Origin of the sequence: Rhodococcus sp. C3V, from assembly GCF_029269915.1 — a bacterium.
Taxonomy (GTDB): Bacteria; Actinomycetota; Actinomycetes; order Mycobacteriales; family Mycobacteriaceae; genus Rhodococcus_F; species Rhodococcus_F qingshengii.
Map to the genome: position 1 here is coordinate 75,297 of NZ_JARJBE010000001.1, position 17,103 is coordinate 92,399.

Below are 17,103 nucleotides of genomic sequence, written 5' to 3' on the forward strand. Positions count from 1 at the left end.
GTCAGCGGACGTAACGCAGATTTGCCGTCATGCCGGCCTCGAAGTGGTAGGCGTTGTGGCAGTGGAACATCCACTCGCCGGGATTGTCGGCGTCGAACTCGATGGCAAGCTCGGTGCCGGGTAGGACGTTGACGGTGTCGCGGCGAAGTCCGCCGTAATCCGGTACCGCAAACGTGTGGCCGTGGGTGTGCATCGGGTGCCACATCGTGGACGTGTTCTTCATCGTGATCCGGACCCGTTCGCCCTGTTTCATGACGAGCTTGCCCGCATCGGCTCCCGCCATTCCCCAGACGTACCGATCGCCGGCCTGGATCAATTCGATGTGGTAGTCGCGATCAGGCGACTTCGTCTCGAGCCGTGCGTATTCCGTGGGCCGGAGTTCGCTTTCGGTGACCAGTCGGCCGGCCAGTTCCGAGAGGTTTCCGCCGACATCCGGGTTCGCCAGGGCCAACGCGTCGGTGCTGCGTAGGACGGTCGACGCATAACCATCTCGGCCCTCGACCTTCGCCACCACCGGCCATGTTCCCGACTTCACCGTCACCAGCACGTCGTAGCGCTGCGCCATTCCGACGATGATGGTGTCGGCAGGAGTTGGTTCCACGTCGTAGCCATCGGTAGCGACAATTGTCATCTCGTGACCGGCCACAGCAAACCGGTACGGAGTTTCGGCGGCTGCGTTGATGATTCGCAGTCGCAGGGTCGAACCGGGCGCTGCAGTCACGACAGCAGGATCATTGGGTGGCCGCCCGTTGATCAAGTGCAGTGGATACGCGATGTGTTGAGTCATCCCGCCGAGTGGTTCGGAAGAACCGTGTCCGCCGCTCACCAAATGTTGCGCGACGAACATGTCGGCTTCCGAGTGTTCCGCCGGAGTTGTTGCCCCACCGCCGTGTCCGCCGTGCCCGCCCGAAATTGCCGGGTTCAGGGCCATCAGGACGGAATCCGGGGTGGTACCCAATCCGTCGAGCCAGTCGTCGAGCACCAGAACGGCATCGGCGTCGGCCCCGGTGATGTCGTTCGGATCCTCGACGATCATGGCGCCGAAGAGCCCCCGATCGGCTTGTAATCCGCTGTGCGAGTGGTACCAGTACGTTCCCGGATCCGTTGCGATGAAGTTGTACTCGAAACTCGAACCGGCGCCGATGGGAGCCTGCGTGGTGGGTGCCGCGCCATCCATGTCGTTGCGGATTCGAATTCCGTGCCAATGCAGTGTTGTTTCGGCGTCGAGGCCGTTCTGGACGCTGACGTTCACCCGGTCACCGGACTTCAGGCGAAGTTCCGGAGCCACCGCAGCGCCTCCGTACGTCCACGTGTCCACGAGGCGTCCGCCAAGATCTACCGTCGAGAATCCGGCGGCAAGGGCAAACGCAGCGGTGGTCCCGTTCCAGGCTCGCGCCGATTCTGCGGCGGCAACTTCGGGGTCGGTGGGCAGGATGTAGTCGAGATCGGTTGTGGGCGTCGGAGATGCTGCAGTGGAACTGCATCCGGCAATCGTCCCCATTGCGCCGAGCCCGAGTGCTCCGGCGCCGAGTGCTCCCAAACTCAGGAAGCGGCGCCGGCCCATCACCACACCGGATCCGGGACGACTCATCGGAGTACTTCTGGTGTGATCAACCCGCTGACATCCCCGACGTTGCCCGAGACATCGACGGAACTGACCTGCTCGCCGGTGCTCGCGTTGTAACCCACGATCTTCTGCGGAGCGGAGCCTTCGACCTCAGGTCCCGAACCGAGCACGTAGAACGTGGCGCCGTCGACGGAAAAGGTCATGCTCTTGATGTCTGTCAAGCCGAGGTCTGCAAGCGTCAAGCTCTTCACCGGGGCGAAGGTCGTTGCATCGGACAAGTCGATCTTGACCAGTGAGCCTCCCCGAGCAGAGTCCGGATGAATAGCCGTGTCCGTGTACGCGATTGCGAGCCGGGTTGCGTCGGCGTTGATGACGTTCTCCGAGAATCGACCGGAGTCCTGCCCGGCGTTTCCGATCGGCTTGACACCTTCCTGAGGCAGTCCGTTGGAGAAGTCGAAGACGTACACATCGCCGTTCTCACTGACCAGCAAGGCTTTTTGTGCTTCCGAGGCCCACGTGACCTTGCGGGTGGAGACAAAATCCTCGGGTAGGACCTTGCTTCGGGCGGTTTCCTTCGGAACTCCGTCGTCACCGATCGTGACGTGCAGCAGTTCCCGGGTGTCCTCGCAGACGCTGTACAGTTCGTGATCGACCATCCACGTGAACGGACCGCAGCCGACTATCTGGAGTGCACCGGTCGCTTCCTTCTTCTCGAGGTCGACCACCCTGATGCCGTACAAACCGTCGTCCCACGTGACGAAGAACTTACCGTCGGAGGTCACGGCGTTCGAGCCGGGACGGGAATGTACGCGTGCGACGTCCGGAAGCATGACCTCGGCTGGTTCCAGCAGGTTTCCGGAGTAAGTGCTGACCGTGAAATCTGCTGCGCCGCGGGAACCTCGGGGGCGCCACACCTCGGCAGCGAGTACCGCAGGATCCTCGGCGGAATCCCCGACGAATCCGTGAATGACCGGATCCCAGATACCCGGGCCGACGGTGATCCGGCTCTCGGCCACACCGGTTTTCGGATCGATGACGTTGACGCTGAGCTCGAGTTGGCCGAATCCACCTTCGACGCCCAGCAAGCGGTCAGCTGCGATCGGGGTGATCGAACCGACGTGCAACGGCTCGGGAATGGTGTCGCCGATTTCCTGGTCGTCGTGACCGAGGGAGATCCCCTCGCCCGGAGCAGTAAACGGAACTGTCGGATAGGTGACATCGCCTGCGCTGGAGGGTTCGTCGTTGTCGGACGAACTGCAACCGGCCAGCGCGAGTACGACGGTGAGTGGGATGACGGCAACGGCGGGTCGCGCCAGTTTTCGGGTTCGCGGACTGCTCATGATCCGGCACCGACCTTGGGGCGTTCGGCCGGTCGAGTCTGGCAGTCCTCACCGATGATGGGCGCCATCGTGCAGGTGTATGCCTGGGACTCGTCGGAGACACACCAGATGATTTCCTGGTCGTAGCTTCCGGAGACCGGGTTGTACATCACGGCCTGCATGTCCGGTTCGCCGCAGAATGCGTTGGAACACGAAGGCGCACCGCAGCAGTCGTAGTAGGCGATCAGATAGGTCTTGCCGGTATCAGGGTTGGTGCAGCATCCGACCCAGAACTCTGCGCCGGGCTTGCTGCCGGGGGCGCAGGTGGTGACACCGCCGCCGTTGCATGCGGCACAGGACGTTCCGTCCATGTTGCACCAGCGCCAGTACTCGCACTCGGCCGGATCTTTACCGTCGTAGACAGGGACAAGAGGTTCGGGGCCAGGTGCCGGCGCAGGAACCTCGGGCTCTTGGGCGAAGGCACTACGTGTCACGGGAAGTGTGCTGATCAGTGCCACTCCTGACACACCCATGGTCCACTTGCCGATCCGACTGATCATGGATCGCCGCGAAACTCGTTCGGAGAGTTTACGTCCGGTTCGGCTGGTAAGCGAACCGCCCTGGCCCGCCATCCATTCGGCCTGGGCCTGAACTGTCGCCTCGTCGACGGGATATCGATTCTCCGTCATGTTGTGCTGCGGGAATTCATTGTCGTCCAACGATTTTCTCCTGATTCGTGAAGAGGATCGAACTGTGCAGGAAGATCAGGCCGCGCTGCCGGATTTCGCCTGGGCATGAAGGTGCTGGAGTGAGGGGGTGCCGGATTCGAGCGCATTGAGCAGGCTTTCCACCTGAGCCATGTGATTGCACAGGCCCTTTCCTCGGATCTTGCCGTGCTCGTCGAGAATCACGCCGTACGGAGTGGTGCCCACCTGGTATGCGATACCGACGTCTCGAGCGTCGATGTAACTGAGCTCCGAACCGATCCCGCTGCCGGCCAGGAACTCGCGATGCTCGTCGGGTGTTCCGTCGGAGATGATGATCACGTCGAGATCCGATTCGGCTCGGGCCATTGCCCTTACGCCGGGAAGAAGGCTCTTGCACGTCGAGCAACTCGGTGCTGTGAACAGCAGGAGTTGCGGTTTGTCGCGGTGACCACCGACTCCGACGGTCCGTCCTTCCTGATCGATGAGACCGGCAAACGACGGGCCGGCCTGTTCGACCTTGGGCCCGGTATCCATCATCCGGGCACCGAGAGGTCCGAGACGTACTTGTACGCGGCCGATTTCACGAGCCAGAGCAAGAACCATCAAGAACAGTACGGCTACGGCGATCACCAGGATCACTGTCGCGACAAGGAGGAAAGTGGTCATCGTGGTAGTCCTGCCTTCGAGTTTTCAGTGGTGGGGATGTGAGTTCACGAGCCGTACCGGGACGCGGTTTCGGCGGTTCGGAGGCGGATGGAGGCGCTCGACAGATAGTCGTCGACTGGGCGTCGTCCGAGGTGGACCACCGAACGAATTTGTGCGAGAGCAACTCCAGCCAGGACGAGGAGGAATCCGAAGGTCGCCGCCACGACCTGGACGCCGATCTCAGCCTGTCCGGCGGTGACCGACAGTGCCACAGCGATCACCGCGAGTGTTCCGGCGCGAACGGCGTGGAACCATCCGATGCGCGGAATCTCGCCGACTCCGAATGCAAAACATCCGCAGTCCAGATCGCGTCGCCCACGCAGGAGGTTGATCGTGAGGCCCGTGAAGAACGACGCGAACATGACGGCAGCAACCAAGGCGGCGAGGCGATGGGCCACGCCGAGAACCATGAGGATGCCTACGACGGTTTCCGCGACGGGAAGGATGCGAGCGATCGGTACTTCGAGTCGCACCGGCAACACTTTGTATCCGCGCACCGAACGAAGGACCCCGTCGTGGTCGTTCAGCTTGGGAATGCCGGCGAGCAGGAGAACAAATCCGATGATCGCCGAAGTGGTGGCGCTGACCAAGTGCATGCTTCCTCCGTTCCTCTCGGGTAGTGCCGGTGGTGTGTGGGACACATCCTGTACGGGCGATGCTGCGAACCCGCGTCGACCGCGCTACGCCTGGACGAGGTGCAACTGAGAGAGCAGTTGTCGTGTGAGAATCGGAGAACTCGTAGGTCAAGGTGCTGCCGGAGGGGCCGGATACCGTCGGCCGCCCTTGATCCGGCATGACGCTGGGTGGGAAACAGAGTCGGATTCTCACTTGAAAGTTCTGTGCGCGTCATCGTGGAAACTGCGCGGAAACATAAGCGGACTAACCTGACCGAATTCTGACAATTCGCTCGTAGGTTCGGGCCTGGACGCGACGGACGGTGACACATGGCCGTGAGTGCGGCACTGCGTGCGGCGATCACGCGAGCGCAGAATGCGGATCAACACAGTGAGCCCGTGTTCTCCCCGCTCCGTGGTCTCGGGCGAGGACGTCTGACCCCGATCGACCTGTTGGGGCAATCACTCTCCACGATCGCGCCGGCAACGGGAATGGTGTTCATCGCCCTGTGGATGATCACCTACAGTCCCGGCTACGTCGGATTGGCTGCGATTGCTGCGACAACTTCGGCGGTGTTTCTCGTTGCGTTCTGCATCACTCAGTTCACGCGGAGACTGGCCGCAGCAGGATCGTTGTACAGCTTCGTCTTCCAAGGCTCCGGTATCCGGGCGACACTGACGGCGGGTGCCGCACTGGTACTCGGGTATCTCGGAATCTCGGTTTCGGTTTTCTCGCAGGCAGTTCCGAGTCTGCTCGATACCATCGCCATTGTCGGCCCCGACGTGCGAGGGCCTGCCGCGACGGTGATCACGACGGTGGCGATTGCCCTGGCCGTCGCGTGGATTGCAGTGCGAGGCGTCCGGTTCGCCACCCGAGCGATCCTGGTCGTCGAAGCGTGCTCGTTGATTCTCATCGTCGTGGTCATGCTGGCGACGCACAGTGACACGACAACTGCTGTTGCCCTGCCGAATCCGTCGCTGAGCGCTGTGCCGTTTCTCGCCATGCTGACGGTGCTCAGCATGGCGGGCTTCGAAAGCTCGGCCTTCTTCGGCCCGGAAGCGAACCGACCACTCATCAGCGTCACACGCACGGTTCTCATTTCGCCGATCATCTGCGGGGTCCTCTTCGTTTTTGCGGCCTGGGCGGCGATGACTGGTCACGGCGCGACGATCGTCGGAGCGTACTTCGAGGGAACGGCATCGGGGGCCAGCGCGGAGGTGGCTCTGGCAGTCAAGATCGGAATGACGTGTTCCTGGTTCGCATCCACTCTCGGTTGTGCGCAGGCGGGTTCGCGGTTGTTGTACTCGATGGGGATCGAACGGGTACTGCCTGCGCCGCTCGCTCGCGTGCACAGACGGTTCCGTACCCCGTACGTTGCGGTACTTGCGTTCGTCGCGGTAAGTGCGGCGGGAGTATTCATCTATTCGGATACGGTTCGCGACGATTCGGGATCCTTCGACGGCGTGGTGGAGACCGCGTTGGTCTGCGCTTACACGCTGGTGGCCTTTGCCTCGTGGAAGTTCTTGCGCCGAATCGGGGAACACACGTCGCTGACTCGGATATGCACCGTATCCGTGAGCGCTGCGGGTGCCGGTCTACTGGCCTACATCGTTCTCGACGGTGCGGTTCACGGGATGTGGGCACTGCCGATCGCGGCGCTTGTTGTTGCGGTCTCGGGGACATTGTGGAGTTCATTGCTTCGGAGAGCCAGACCGGAAAGCCTTCTGATGGTAGGCGCTTTCGACAGCGTCGAGACGGCGGACCTGTTGCCCGGTACGGGTACTCTGCTGATCGACGGTGACGGGCGAAGGCGACTCGTGTCGGATCGTGGGGCCGCCGAGGGTAACTCGCCGGAGCATGGGCGGTGACCGCGGACCGTGCAACCGCTGGTCCACGATCAGACAAACGGATCGGCGAAGAGACCCACTTCAGTGGACAACAACCGCGTGCGGTTCAGAAGGCGCTGGGGATGCTCGAGGCGGTGGCTCATCTGGGACCGGGAACAACAGCGAAGGAGATCGCCACCTTTGCAGGCGTTCCATCGGCCACGGCCTACCGGATGCTGAATCTGCTGGTGGCGGAGGGCTTTCTCGTGCGGGTGCCGGACCTGTCAGGGTTCGCGTTGGGGCGTCGGACTGCCGAGCTCTCGCATGCGGCGTCGTCGAGTGGCCCGGCGCCCACGCTGCACGAGCGCGTCGAGGACATGCGGACACACACGAGGTTCGGATTGCACGTCGCGTCATTCGCCGGTGGGCGCTTGAGGTTCGTCGACAAGGATCCGGACCACGAGATCATCGGAATAGCGGCACTGCCGAAGAACCTTCACGCGAATGCGCTGGGGAAGGTTCTGTTGGCGCACGACGAGCGGTTGCTTTCGGGTTTGGAACTTCGCCGGGTCACGGAGTTCACCCTCGGTGATTTCGACGCGTTGTATGAGCAGTTGAGGTCTGTTCGCCTGCAGGGTTTTGCATTCGAGAACCAGGAATGCCGCCTGGGTCGATCCGCAGTGGCAGTACCGGTTCGAGATCACGCAGACCAGGTGGCCGGCGGGTTGTGTGTTCAGGGAGCGAGCGGGCGAGTGACGGACGAGGATCGAGAGTTGGTCGGTTTCCTACTCGATTGTGCGCGTCAGCTCACCGGATTGCTCTGACGTCACACGCGCAGGCTCAGGGGGAGTCCGGCGGTCATCAGGACCACGGACTCCGATTCACTGGCGATGCGGCTGTTCACCAGACCGAGTAGATCGCGGAACAGTCTCCCGGACTTCGTGTCCGGGACGACGCCGCTTCCGACTTCGTTGGTGACGGCGACAATCGGTACCGGACAGGCGGTCCAGGCGTCGGCCAACCGGTCGATATCTGCGTGGACGGCGCTGAGATCTTCTGTCGCCCACGCCTGATGTCGATCCAGACGTGCGGTCAACCACGTGCCTAGGCAATCGAGCAGGACCGGTGTTGTTGCGGCTGCGAGAATCTCGGTCACTTCGGAGGTCTCTACCGTCGTCCACGTCGACGGCCTCCGCGCGCGATGCGACGCAATTCGTTCGATCCAGTCGGGATCGTCGTCCTGCGGATCCCCGGTGGCGATGTACGTGACGTGCCGGTCGCCGGCAAGCAGGCCCTCCGCGTAAGTGGACTTGCCCGAGCGGGCGCCACCGGTGACCAGAGTTCGATGGCTCTGTCCTACCCCGATCTCGAGCACAGTTCCATCCGGAACCGCTCGCGCCCCGGACGTTCGAAGTTCCTCCGCGAGTTCGTTTTCGACCGGGTTGTGGTGCCCGAGGTGTACGGCGACCACATCGGTTCGATCGGTGATCGCGGTGCAATTGCGTAGTCGGGTCACCGTCTCCGCGAAACTCGGCAGATCATGGTGCCCGGTGCCGTGGTCAGTTTTGTAGCCGAAGGTCTCTTCGAGAAAGACGGCGTCGAAACGGGCGTCGGCAAGGGCGTCGACAGTGACTTCGGGCAGAGGCCCGGTGTCGGTGGCCCAGAAGATTCGGGTTCCGGATGCGTCGGTGATGTCGTAGAGAAGGGTGGGTACTTCGTGCGCGGCTTCGAGTGCGCGAACACGATAGGTGCCCAACATGATCGACTGGCCGGTCTCGAGCGGTGTGAAGGTCACCGGGTCATCCGGGCCCACCCAGTCTCGGCAGGGAGCGAGCGCGTCGGGTGGTCCGAGAACCTGGAGCGGTTCGGTGCGAGACGCCCAGGACCGGAACAGCAATGCCATCGGGCCGAGGTGATCAGGATGAGAATGCGTCAGCAGGATGTGTTCGACGTGTGCCAGCGTGCGACCGAATCGCGACGCGGCGCGCGGTACTTCGGGTCCACAGTCCAACAGGATGCGGTTGTCCAGCAAGGCAGCGGTGTGTCCGCGAATGGTTTCATTCGACAATGCCGCCAGGCAGGAAGGGCAAGTGCAGAACGGGTTCGGCCAACCGTCGGCAGCGCCGGTGCCGAGCATCACCAGTTCCATCAGCGGGTGCCTTCCTGCCGAATCGGAACAACGATGGGACCGCTGGGCCGTTCCAGGATTTCGACGCGAGCGCCGTACACGCGGCCGAGGAGGTCTGCCTCCAGCACCGCTGAGGGTGTACCGTCGGCAACCACGCTGCCCTTGTCCAGCAGCACAATTCGTCGACCGTATTGACCCGCGAGAGTGAGATCGTGCATCGCGGCGATGACCGTGATGTTGTCGTCTTCTCGCAGTTCCTCCACCAAGTCGAGAACCTGCTGCTGGTGACCGATGTCGAGGGCGCTGGTGGGTTCGTCCAGGAGCAGTACCTGCGGCTCTTGAGCCAGTGCCCGAGCCAGGACCACGCGTTGCAATTCGCCGCCGGAAAGTTCGGTGGCTCGTCGATCTGCGAACTCGGTGAGGTCGAGCCTTTCGATCACCGAAGTGATCACCGAACGATCTGTGGCGGTTTCGGTTCCGAATCGTCGTAGATACGGAGTACGGCCGAGCGCAACCAGTTCCTTGACCGTTGAGCCCTCGGGTACTACCGGACGCTGAGGCATCAACGCGACGACGGCGGACATCGCCTTGCGGCTGGAATTGCGAGGACTCAGTCCCCCGACCGAGAGCTCACCGGTAGACGGAATCAATCCAGCGAGGGCATGCATCAAGGTTGTCTTGCCGGCGCCGTTCGGCCCGACCACGGCAACCCAATCGCCTGGTGTCACATCGAGATCGATGCCGTCGACGACGTCCTTGCCGCCGAGGTTGACTCGGAGGTCGCGGCACCGCACTGCGCTGTCGGTCATGCCGAGACCCGGCTGCGGCGCAGAACCAGAAGGAAGAACGGAGCGCCGATCATCGCGGTCACAACTCCGATGGGGAGTTCGGCCGGTGCCATGACCGTGCGGGCGGCAACGTCGGTGAGGACGAGAAACGCCGCTCCGAGCATGAGTGACAGGGGGAGAAGCAGCCGATGAGACGGGCCGACGACCAGTCGAACCGCATGGGGAACAACGATTCCGACAAAGCCGATGAGTCCACTTGCACTCACGACCGCGGCCGTTCCCAGAGTTGCGGCGAGCACCAGCACCAGGCGTGATCTGGCCGGGTCGACGCCGAGGCTGGCGGCTTCGACGTCACCGACGGCCATCACGTCGAGTACACGCCGGTGTACCAGGATGACGGCTGAGGCCAGCGCAACGTACGGCAGGACAACCAGAACTTCCGACCAACCGTCGGTGGACAGTCCGCCGAGTAGCCAGGAATAGACCTCGCGCAGTGAATCGTCGAACCGCTGCTGAACAAAAGTCTGCGCTGCATTCGTGAACGCTGCGACTGCGACACCGGCGAGGATGATGACTACCGCGTTCTGCGGCCCGCCAATGCTTCGACCGAGCGAATAAGTTGCGAACACTGCCAGCACACCACCGACGAAGGCGGCCATGGGAATTCCGAACATGCCCAGCGCTCCACCCGAAACGATGGCGAGGGTTGCGCCCAGTCCGGCTCCGCTGGAAACTCCGAGGAGATACGGATCTGCCAAGGGATTTCGAAACACGCCCTGGTAGGCGGCGCCGGCTACGGCCAACATTGCTCCGACCAACGCGCCCAGGACTACTCGCGGAAGCCGGATCTGCCAGAGAATGGCCTGCTGTGTTGCGGTGAGGCCGGAATCTATATGGATGCCGGGTATTCCGTCCAGAAGTTCGAGAATGGTCCGATCAGGCGTCAAACCGGCCGGCCCCACCAGAACACCGATCAGCAAGGCGGCGCACAGAATCAGCGCGGCGCCGAGCAGAACGGCGGTCCGATGTTGGGAGATACCGGCTTTGATCATCGAGTGCTCAGGCCGCGGGAACTTGGGCAACGATGGCAGCGACGGCCTTCACCTGGTCGGCGACACGAGGTCCCCAGCGGCTGGAGAGGTCTTCGTCGAGCACATGGATCTGGTTGCCGGTAACCGCTTTCATGCCGCTCCACCCGGGTCGAGCGGCGACGGATTCTGCTGTCACTCCGCAGCATTGGGAGTCTGCGAGAAAGATGAGATCGGGATTGGCCTGTACCACGAATTCGGCGGACAACTGCGGATAGTCACCCTGCCCCGCGGCGTCGGCGATGCTCTTCATTCCGAACAGCGAGTAGATCTGCCCGACGAAGCTCGAACTCGTGACGGTGTAGAGCGAGGAGTCGAGTTCGTGGAAGTACGTCAGCGGCTGTTGGCGCGCAGGAACACTGGCGACAGCGGTGTCGATGTCCGAGCGCATGGTGTCGACAACTTCGGTGCCCTTGTCTTCGTGGCCGGTGGCCTTCGCGACGCGCTCGATCTGGGCGTAGACGTCGTCGATGCTCGTCGCTGCCGGTAGCAGGAGTGTCGGCACCTTCGCCTTTTGCAGTCCGGAGACAAGATCGTTCATGTCATCCGATGCGATCACCAGATCCGGTGCGTAGCCGAGGATGGCTTCGACGTTCGGTTGAAAGCCCGAGAGATCGGTGACCGGGATACCGGCCGGGTAGTCGGACTGATTGTCGACGGCCTTCACCTGATCGCCCGCGCCGACTGCCCACAGGGTCTCGGTGGCGCTGGGACTGAGTGACACGATCGACTGAGGGCGTGACTCGATGCTGATGTCCGTGCCGGAATCCGTGGGACCGGAAACAACAGTCACCGGGAACGAGCCGTCCGAGGCGGCTGTGGTTGCGGGTGCATCGGACGTCGAGCTACTGCACGCACCGGCAAGCAGTGCGGTGCTCACCGTCAGTGCTGCAAGTACAGATCTGAATTTACGTGTCGGCCGAGTACTCACAGCCACCCCTCCGCTAGTGGTGAAGGGTCGCGAGCAGCGCGGCCGCGAGGCGAAGCGCCACGAGCGGTCCTTCGTCCGAGAACCATCGTGTCGCCACGAGGCCGGTGACCTGACTCGTTCGCCTCGAGTAGTGACGGGCGAATTCACAGTTGCGTCGACAGTGCCGGGGTTTCACCGAACTTCACACGAGCAGCGTGGCACCCCGGTGAACCGGGGCATCTGCACTTTACAGGGGTCGTCTGGCTTGACCCGGGAGGTCAAGGCAGGGTAAATATCTATTCCACTAATGAACTAGTGAAAGGGTTCGGATGATCGACTTCCGTATCGACCGCCGATCCGGCATTCCCACTTACGTGCAATTGGTCCTTCAGGTGAAGCAGGCGCTCAGGCTCGGTGATCTCCAAGTCGGGGATCGGCTGCCCACAGCCAAGGACGTCGTGGGAGCGCTCGCGATCAACCCGAACACAGTCCTGAAGGCCTACAAGGAACTCGAGCGCGACGGACTTGTTGCTCCGCGGCCCGGATTGGGCACGTTCGTCGTCAAGTCCCTTGCCAAGCCCGGTATGGCGGAAAGCTCTGCGCTACGGCGCGAGTTGGCGCGTTGGGTGGCAGATGCCGTGGCCGCTGGACTCGAGCGCACGGACATCGAAGCACTGGTGAGTTTGGAACTCGAGAAGACGTTCATCGAAGCGGATCCGTCCGGAAAGCAGGGGGAGACATCATGACTGCGCAAGAATCGGCACTGACAATGCAGGACGTGGACAAGCGCTTCGGCAAGAAGAAGGTGCTCGACGCCTGCACATTCGAGATCGCAACAGGAAGCATCACTGCCCTGGTCGGGGTGAACGGCGCCGGTAAGTCCACGCTGATGTCCTTGGCGGTCGGGTTGACGATGCCTGACCACGGTTCGATCTCCGTCCTGGGCAGCACGCCGGATCAGGACGGCATCTGCCCAGGCCTGTCGTACCTCGCTCAGCACAAGCCGCTGTATCCCAAATTCACTGTTGCAGAACTTCTTCGATTCGGCGCATATACCAACGACGAGTGGGATGCGAAGTACGCTCTGGATCTGGTGGAGCGCGCTGGGATTGCTCTCGATGCAAAGGCGAAGACTCTGTCACCAGGTCAACGAACCAGGGTTGCACTGGCTTTGGCGCTGGGGCGCAGACCGCAGTTGCTTCTACTCGACGAGCCCTTGGCGGATCTCGATCCCGTGGCGCGGCGGTCCGTCGCGACCACTCTGCTCGAAGACGTTGCCGAGTACGGCACCACGGTTCTGTTGTCTTCACACATCGTCTCCGAATTGGCAGACGTCTCGGATCGACTTCTTCTGCTGGGCGGCGGAAACGCGAGATTGTCCGGTCCGTTGGATGAATTGATCTCTGCCCATTACGTATTGATCGGGGACGGCGACCCCTCGGACGTGGTCGGCGCCGGTGCGGTCATTCATACCGACAAGGGGATGCGGTCGAATTCTCATGTGGTGGAGGGAATTCGTCCGAGCCCTCGGGCCGGCTGGGTGATCGACGACGCAACTCTCGACGACGTGGTGCTCGGGCACCTGAGCGCAGAAACGATGGTGGCGGCATGATCTGGGTTACGTGGCGGCACCACCGGACATCGCTCATTGTGTCATTGGGATTCATCGCAGCTTTGGCTATGGCAGCGATAGTCGGCGGAATCGGAACTCGAAGTAGCTTGGGTGCAGAGGGCCGAGGAACGTACTTCGGGTGTGTCGGGGTCGGATGGGACTGCTGGGCGGATACCGCCGTTACCGGCGTGAACACGATCGCCGCCGCCTTACCGGTACTACTCGGGGCGCTGGTGGGCGCGACCGTATTCTCCCGCGACATCGATCAGCAAACACATGTTCTCGGTCTGACGCAGTCGGTGAGTCGAGCACGATGGTTCTGGATGCGAGTCATTGTTGTCTTTCTTCCGCTCACTGCCGCAGCCGCGATCCTCGGTTTCATTCTCGAAGCCGCTCGGGTTGGATTCGAGAGTTGGAGTTATGTGGTCAACGTCGGACCCGTTCAGTCGTACGGAATGAGTTCGATGCTCTTCCCTCTGTTCAATTCCAGCGGAATCGTCTTGGGTGCATACACTTTTATGGCGTTGGTCGCCGGAGCTGCGGTATCACTGCTGGTGCGATCACCCATCGCCGCGGTGGCCGTCACCTTAGTGGCCGTCGCAGGTTTGATGGTGGGATTTCAGAATCTGGCACGGCCGCACTATGCCGAGCCGACTGTGCTGACCCAAGGTATCGAGCACGACACCTTCTATGCGACGTACGTCATGGATTCCTCGATGGCGTGGATCGTGCGAAGCGGATACACCGATGCCAACGGGAAGCCGGTCGAGATCGACTATCAGGCGTGCACTACCGATACCGCCGGCAGTGAATACGATCAGCGAGCCGACGAGAGCGACGTGGACTTCTATGTTCGCCAGAAAGCCTTCTTGGCCCAACTCGACGCCGAATATCGTGCGTGTGTGCTCGCGCAGGGAGTGGACCACTACGAAACGTGGTACCACTCAGTCGACCAGGTCCGGCGATTTCAGTTCACGGAAGCTGCACTCGTCCTGATCCTTTCAGGCCTGTTCCTCCTGCCGGCGCTCTGGGGTCTACGACGCCTCAAGCCGTGATTCAGCGGGCGACCGGCGCGACCGTCAGCTGGTTGATGTTCGCGCCGGTCATCGAGCAACCCTTGGTGGGGTAGGCGAGGAAGACCGAGTCGTAGCTGTTGGGCGGGTAAACCCTCAGTCCCGCAACGTCGGTCACGCCGCACTGATCTGCCGGGTAGTTCTCGACGTTCGTAGCTCGCACCAAAGACGTTGCGGCAGAGCCAGGGGCAAGGGAGACGAGTGAACCGGATCCGGAGCGGCCGGCTGCAGCACCCACTTCGCTTCCGGACGCTCCCGTGACATACGAGACGCCGGGGAAACCGTCGAGCGTGCACGTGCGGCTGCCCGTGTTGGTGAAGACCACCGGAAGCTCCACAGAACCGGCGGCGCCACTCGACTCGCCGAGGGTGACGTTCAGTTCCCCGATCGCGCAGCCTTCGGGATTGGGTGCCGTCGAGGTTGTGGTTTGGGTGTGATCGGTATGGGTCGTCGAAGGTGAAGCGGTGCCGGTCTGGGTCGTCGGCGCCGAGGCGGTCGTCGTTGAGGCGGGTGCCGGTGAACTCTCGGCCGTTCCCGTTTCATCCGAGCCGCAACCGCTGAGAAGGGCGAGAGCAGCAAGAGGAGCCGCCAACAAGCCGACGTTGCGCATGCGGTTCGAATTCATCGCTCTGTACTCCTCAGGCTGGTCGACAACTGTTTCCGAACATCCGTGTCCGGTATATCCGAATCCGAGGCCGGATGTGCAGAAACGAATCAGGCTCGCCGGTGATCAGGACCTACTTCCCGGATGGATTGCCGCTGCGGATCTAGCATGAGAAATGACCTGTCCGGATCGCGACCACCGGGAGTAGCGCATGTTCACCTTCACCAGCGACGACGGAGTGGTCATTCATGTCCACGAATGGCCCACCGAGCAGGAACCTCGAGGGGTTGTTCAACTCGCGCACGGTATGGGTGAGCACGCAAAACGCTACGCACACGTCGCCGACGCCCTGAATGCTCGCGGTTTCCACGTCTACGCGGCGGACCACCGCGGCCACGGTGAGAGCATGCACGCCGGCCCAGGCAACATCGGCGACGACGGCTGGAACCGCTTGGTGGCAGACATGGTGACCCTCACGGGCATCATCCGCGACAAACACCCCGGCCTGCCCGTCGTACTGCTCAGCCACAGCCTCGGTTCGTTCGCTTCGCAGCAGTACATCCTCGATCATTCGCACCTGATCGACGCCGTCGCACTGTCGGGGACTACCGCGGTCGATCAACTGATCGAGAGCCTCGTCAACGACGGCCCGGACGTCCTCGCCCAGTTCAATGCGGAATTCGAACCGGCCCGTACTCCGCACGACTGGCTCAGCCGTGACGAAGCGCAGGTGGATTTGTACATCAACGATCCGCTGTGCGGTTTCAGCCTGGACGACGCCGGCATGGGCGGACTTATCGCAGCGGGACCGAGGTTCGTCGACGTCGAGGGTGTGCGACAAGACCTTCCGATCCTGGTCTTCGTCGGCACCTCGGATCCTCTCAACGCCGCGCTGAGCCGTACCGACGTCGCAGTCGAACGGTACAACTCGGCGGGGATCGAAGACGTCACCTACTACACCTATCCGGGCGCCAGGCACGAGATCTTCAACGAGACCAACCGCGACGACGTCATCAACGATCTGACGACGTGGATGGACCGCGTACTCGAAGCGTGACCGCCTCACCGGAAAGGGGAACACGATGTCCACAGTTCCGGCCGCACGACCCGATCCAGACCCGCGAGATGTCAAGCGCTGGAGACGATACCTCGCCGACGAACAAGCCGAGGCCGCCGTCTACCGAGACCTCGCGAGTAGGCGCAGCGGCGAGGAGCGCGAAATCCTTCTCGCCCTGGCCGACGCGGAGGGTCGACACGAGGCGCACTGGCGAGCGCTACTCGGCGATCACGTCGGCAAACCACTTCGCGGCGATATCCGCACTCGGATACTGGGCTTTCTGGCCAGGCGCTTCGGCTCCGTCTTCGTGCTCGCTCTTGCGCAGCGCGCCGAGACTCGATCCCCCTATCCCAACGACGCCGACGCGACCGCATCGATGGGCGCGGACGAGAAGATCCACGAAGAAGTGGTGCGGGCCTTGGCCACTCGGGGTCGGAACAGACTTTCGGGAACGTTTCGTGCCGCCGTCTTCGGAGCCAACGACGGCCTCGTCAGCAATCTCGCTCTCGTGCTCGGCATCAGCGGTAGCGGCGTCTCCAATCAGATCGTTCTGATCACCGGCATGGCCGGGCTTCTGGCCGGCGCCCTGTCGATGGGCGCCGGCGAGTACGTTTCAGTCCGCTCGCAGCGAGAGTTGTTGGAAGCGTCCAATCCTGGTCCGGCTGCCAGCGAAGCTGTCGGCCTGCTCGACGTCGACGCGAACGAATTGTCCCTGGTCTACCGGGCCCGCGGTATGTCCGCCGAGGAAGCGGACCAGCGCGCCGCCGAGGTCCTCGCGAACAGCACCTTCGGCGCCGCGGACGTTGTCGACGACCATGAAGCCGTCGGAACCGGGTTGGGCGCAGCGGCGGCAAGTTTCTGCTTCTTCGCCTCGGGCGCAATCATTCCGGTGCTGCCGTACCTGTTCGGCCTGGAAGGCATGACGGCTCTGATCGTCGCATCTGTTCTCGTGGGGATCGCGTTGCTGACGACGGGCGTTGTGGTCGGGTTGCTCTCGGGCGGGCCGCCGTTCAAGCGGGCGCTACGCCAACTTGCGATCGGCTACGGCGCTGCCGGCGCAACGTATCTACTCGGCATGTTGTTCGGGACCTCGCTCTGAGTGAC

General features: G+C 62.5%; 17 protein-coding genes. 7 read left to right on the top strand and 10 right to left on the bottom strand.

What is annotated here, in order from left to right:
• Window position 1: 1 nt before the first annotated feature.
• From P3G66_RS00405 to P3G66_RS00425, 5 genes are all read right to left on the bottom strand, one after another.
• Entirely contained in the window at window positions 2-1,591 is a 1,590-nt protein-coding gene (locus tag P3G66_RS00405; RefSeq protein WP_276116051.1) for a multicopper oxidase family protein, read from the bottom strand.
• The gene (locus P3G66_RS00410; protein WP_003940153.1) at window positions 1,588-2,907 is read right to left on the bottom strand and encodes a hypothetical protein; all 1,320 of its coding nucleotides are present in this window, start codon (window positions 2,905-2,907) and stop codon (window positions 1,588-1,590) included. Before P3G66_RS00410 ends, P3G66_RS00405 begins: the two co-directional genes overlap by 4 nt.
• Window positions 2,904-3,575, bottom strand: coding sequence for a methylamine dehydrogenase light chain (locus P3G66_RS00415; RefSeq protein WP_029256402.1), 672 nt, complete (start codon window positions 3,573-3,575; stop codon window positions 2,904-2,906). The genes P3G66_RS00410 and P3G66_RS00415 overlap by 4 nt, the downstream gene beginning before the upstream one ends.
• 75 nt (window positions 3,576-3,650) lie before the next feature.
• Window positions 3,651-4,259 carry a redoxin domain-containing protein gene (locus P3G66_RS00420; RefSeq protein WP_003940593.1) on the bottom strand — a complete coding sequence of 203 codons (609 nt, stop codon included), beginning with the start codon at window positions 4,257-4,259 and terminating at the stop codon, window positions 3,651-3,653.
• Window positions 4,260-4,303: 44 nt separating this feature from the next.
• Window positions 4,304-4,894, bottom strand: coding sequence for a MauE/DoxX family redox-associated membrane protein (locus tag P3G66_RS00425; protein WP_276116052.1), 591 nt, complete (start codon window positions 4,892-4,894; stop codon window positions 4,304-4,306).
• 348 nt (window positions 4,895-5,242) lie between these two features.
• Between P3G66_RS00425 and P3G66_RS00430 the strand changes: the two genes are divergently transcribed.
• Complete coding sequence (locus P3G66_RS00430) at window positions 5,243-6,781, top strand: APC family permease (protein WP_276116053.1); 1,539 nt, start codon at window positions 5,243-5,245, stop codon at window positions 6,779-6,781.
• Window positions 6,778-7,563 (top strand): IclR family transcriptional regulator, encoded by a 786-nt coding sequence (locus P3G66_RS00435; protein ID WP_217017917.1) that lies wholly within the window; start codon window positions 6,778-6,780, stop codon window positions 7,561-7,563. The genes P3G66_RS00430 and P3G66_RS00435 overlap by 4 nt, the downstream gene beginning before the upstream one ends.
• A 2-nt stretch (window positions 7,564-7,565) precedes the next feature.
• On the opposite strand, the gene cobU is transcribed toward P3G66_RS00435, so the two are convergent.
• From cobU to P3G66_RS00455, 4 genes are read right to left on the bottom strand one after another with little or no spacing between them, the layout of a single operon-like run.
• Window positions 7,566-8,888 (bottom strand): bifunctional adenosylcobinamide kinase/adenosylcobinamide-phosphate guanylyltransferase, encoded by a 1,323-nt coding sequence (gene cobU / locus P3G66_RS00440; protein WP_276116054.1) that lies wholly within the window; start codon window positions 8,886-8,888, stop codon window positions 7,566-7,568.
• On the bottom strand, window positions 8,888-9,676 hold the full coding sequence (locus tag P3G66_RS00445) for an ABC transporter ATP-binding protein (RefSeq protein ID WP_058226645.1): 789 nt from the start codon (window positions 9,674-9,676) through the stop codon (window positions 8,888-8,890). The genes cobU and P3G66_RS00445 overlap by 1 nt, the downstream gene beginning before the upstream one ends.
• A complete protein-coding gene (locus tag P3G66_RS00450; RefSeq protein WP_042447095.1) occupies window positions 9,673-10,707 on the bottom strand; it encodes an iron ABC transporter permease in 1,035 nt (344 codons plus the stop codon). The genes P3G66_RS00445 and P3G66_RS00450 overlap by 4 nt, the downstream gene beginning before the upstream one ends.
• Window positions 10,708-10,714: 7 nt before the next feature.
• Window positions 10,715-11,674, bottom strand: a complete 960-nt coding sequence (locus P3G66_RS00455; protein ID WP_276116055.1) for an ABC transporter substrate-binding protein — start codon at window positions 11,672-11,674, stop codon at window positions 10,715-10,717.
• A gap of 308 nt (window positions 11,675-11,982) precedes the next feature.
• Between P3G66_RS00455 and P3G66_RS00460 the strand changes: the two genes are divergently transcribed.
• Genes P3G66_RS00460 through P3G66_RS00470 form a run of 3 tightly spaced genes read left to right on the top strand, consistent with a single transcriptional unit; the run spans window position 11,983 to window position 14,320 of the window.
• A complete protein-coding gene (locus P3G66_RS00460; protein ID WP_276116056.1) occupies window positions 11,983-12,399 on the top strand; it encodes a GntR family transcriptional regulator in 417 nt (138 codons plus the stop codon).
• Window positions 12,396-13,265 (top strand): ABC transporter ATP-binding protein, encoded by an 870-nt coding sequence (locus P3G66_RS00465; RefSeq protein WP_099698388.1) that lies wholly within the window; start codon window positions 12,396-12,398, stop codon window positions 13,263-13,265. The genes P3G66_RS00460 and P3G66_RS00465 overlap by 4 nt, the downstream gene beginning before the upstream one ends.
• A complete protein-coding gene (locus tag P3G66_RS00470; RefSeq protein WP_276116057.1) occupies window positions 13,262-14,320 on the top strand; it encodes an ABC transporter permease in 1,059 nt (352 codons plus the stop codon). Before P3G66_RS00465 ends, P3G66_RS00470 begins: the two co-directional genes overlap by 4 nt.
• A gap of 1 nt (window position 14,321) precedes the next feature.
• On the opposite strand, the gene P3G66_RS00475 is transcribed toward P3G66_RS00470, so the two are convergent.
• Window positions 14,322-14,963 (bottom strand): DUF4232 domain-containing protein, encoded by a 642-nt coding sequence (locus tag P3G66_RS00475; RefSeq protein ID WP_276116058.1) that lies wholly within the window; start codon window positions 14,961-14,963, stop codon window positions 14,322-14,324.
• A 190-nt stretch (window positions 14,964-15,153) separates the two neighbouring features.
• Between P3G66_RS00475 and P3G66_RS00480 the strand changes: the two genes are divergently transcribed.
• Window positions 15,154-15,999, top strand: a complete 846-nt coding sequence (locus tag P3G66_RS00480) for an alpha/beta hydrolase (protein WP_234551234.1) — start codon at window positions 15,154-15,156, stop codon at window positions 15,997-15,999.
• Between the two features lie 25 nt (window positions 16,000-16,024).
• Window positions 16,025-17,098 (top strand): VIT1/CCC1 family protein, encoded by a 1,074-nt coding sequence (locus tag P3G66_RS00485; RefSeq protein WP_020909330.1) that lies wholly within the window; start codon window positions 16,025-16,027, stop codon window positions 17,096-17,098.
• Window positions 17,099-17,103 lie beyond the last annotated feature (5 nt).

Coding starts and splice junctions, on each gene's coding strand:
- P3G66_RS00405 (WP_276116051.1), bottom strand. CDS start 1,591: ATGAGTCGTCCCGGATCCGGTGTGGTGATGGGCCGGCGCCGCTTCCTG.
- P3G66_RS00410 (WP_003940153.1), bottom strand. CDS start 2,907: ATGAGCAGTCCGCGAACCCGAAAACTGGCGCGACCCGCCGTTGCCGTC.
- P3G66_RS00415 (WP_029256402.1), bottom strand. CDS start 3,575: ATGACGGAGAATCGATATCCCGTCGACGAGGCGACAGTTCAGGCCCAG.
- P3G66_RS00420 (WP_003940593.1), bottom strand. CDS start 4,259: ATGACCACTTTCCTCCTTGTCGCGACAGTGATCCTGGTGATCGCCGTA.
- P3G66_RS00425 (WP_276116052.1), bottom strand. CDS start 4,894: ATGCACTTGGTCAGCGCCACCACTTCGGCGATCATCGGATTTGTTCTC.
- P3G66_RS00430 (WP_276116053.1), top strand. CDS start 5,243: ATGGCCGTGAGTGCGGCACTGCGTGCGGCGATCACGCGAGCGCAGAAT.
- cobU (WP_276116054.1), bottom strand. CDS start 8,888: ATGGAACTGGTGATGCTCGGCACCGGCGCTGCCGACGGTTGGCCGAAC.
- P3G66_RS00445 (WP_058226645.1), bottom strand. CDS start 9,676: ATGACCGACAGCGCAGTGCGGTGCCGCGACCTCCGAGTCAACCTCGGC.
- P3G66_RS00450 (WP_042447095.1), bottom strand. CDS start 10,707: ATGATCAAAGCCGGTATCTCCCAACATCGGACCGCCGTTCTGCTCGGC.
- P3G66_RS00460 (WP_276116056.1), top strand. CDS start 11,983: ATGATCGACTTCCGTATCGACCGCCGATCCGGCATTCCCACTTACGTG.
- P3G66_RS00465 (WP_099698388.1), top strand. CDS start 12,396: ATGACTGCGCAAGAATCGGCACTGACAATGCAGGACGTGGACAAGCGC.
- P3G66_RS00470 (WP_276116057.1), top strand. CDS start 13,262: ATGATCTGGGTTACGTGGCGGCACCACCGGACATCGCTCATTGTGTCA.
- P3G66_RS00475 (WP_276116058.1), bottom strand. CDS start 14,963: ATGAATTCGAACCGCATGCGCAACGTCGGCTTGTTGGCGGCTCCTCTT.
- P3G66_RS00480 (WP_234551234.1), top strand. CDS start 15,154: ATGTTCACCTTCACCAGCGACGACGGAGTGGTCATTCATGTCCACGAA.
- P3G66_RS00485 (WP_020909330.1), top strand. CDS start 16,025: ATGTCCACAGTTCCGGCCGCACGACCCGATCCAGACCCGCGAGATGTC.